Raw genomic sequence first — 1160 nt, 5'->3', positions numbered from 1 at the left:
AAGCAAAAGGGAAGGTTTGTTTACGCCCAGAATATCAATCCGGAATATTACTGGTACAACGGTCGCGGGGAGCGATATCTAACCGGGCAGAAAATCGATCCTACCCACGTGGTCCAGATCAATCGGCCTCTCGGTGGTCCCGGGGACCCCGAAGCCAAAATCTGGCCTTTCAAAGTACACCGGGGCAGGCAGATTTACGACAAACAGTATCTTTATCTTCTGACACCGCGCACCTGGGGACCCGGCGGTTACTGGACAGAATTTAACTGGGACCTGGCCTGCCGCCTTGGGAGCCAGGACACCGGCTTGCCCTACAGTGGTCAGTACGGATTCGTGGACACTGAAATGTATTGGCCGCTCTCTCATATGGTTCAGCCCAAAGAACATGCCCTCCAATGTGCCGATTGCCATGGACCAGGTGGGCGACTCAATTGGAAAGCTCTGGGATACGATGGTGACCCGATGTTTCGGGGCGATCGACAAATGACGGGACTTGTGGAACGGTAAGATCGAGGGGAACGTGCGAAAACTTCGCTATCATTCCTTCGACCAAAGAAGGATCTGCCAACATGGGCATGAGAAAAACAAATCGTGTCTGGCGAGCGTGGCGTAACACCGTTGTCGTCGCAGCGCTGTTGTGGATGGGGCGCCCTCCAGGACCGGGCGTACTCGCCAGTGAGCCGCCGCAATCAAAAGCGCTACAAAATCTCACTGAGGTAACACACCGACCCGTTCCACTTCTCGATGCGAATGGTCGTAACGTGATCGCCAGCGGACAACCCGTCTCTGCGGAGCGCACATGCGGGGCGTGTCACGACACCCGGTACATCAGCGATCATTGTTACCATGCCGATCTGGGAATCAGGCGGTGGTTTCGTCCGGGCCAGTCGGAACACGCCGCTCACGCCTGGGATTACACAAGCGGCGGAGTAGGGGGGTGGAACCCGTTTTTCTATCAACGCCTCTCACCACCTGGTGAGAGCAAGCCTGATCTGGGGCTTGCAGACTGGCTCCGGACTTATGGTTTCCGATATGTGGGAGGCCGGCTGGGCCAATTCGGCTTCGGCGACGAACCGCTGACGAAGCGGGGCAAAACTTCCGAAGATCAGGCGCTCACAGCAAACGCCATCCCCGTTGGCGGTACTCAGGTAGAAAAGTCT

1 protein-coding gene and 1 pseudogene are annotated in these 1160 nt (G+C 56.6%); both read left to right on the top strand.

Translation table 11 applies throughout. From position 1 onward, the window contains the following. Window positions 1–507 (top strand): annotated as a pseudogene (locus tag ABJK56_RS09375) (hypothetical protein); the annotation flags it as partial. A gap of 62 nt (window positions 508–569) precedes the next feature. Next, the coding region (locus ABJK56_RS09370) for a hypothetical protein (RefSeq protein ID WP_347244404.1) at window positions 570–1160 on the top strand (591 nt) is incomplete at its 3' end.

It is taken from the genome of Thermogutta sp. (assembly GCF_039793925.1).
In the GTDB taxonomy this organism is placed as follows: domain Bacteria; phylum Planctomycetota; class Planctomycetia; order Pirellulales; family Thermoguttaceae; genus Thermogutta.
Note: the sequence above shows the minus strand (reverse complement) of the source record. Positions and strands in the feature narration are given on the sequence as shown.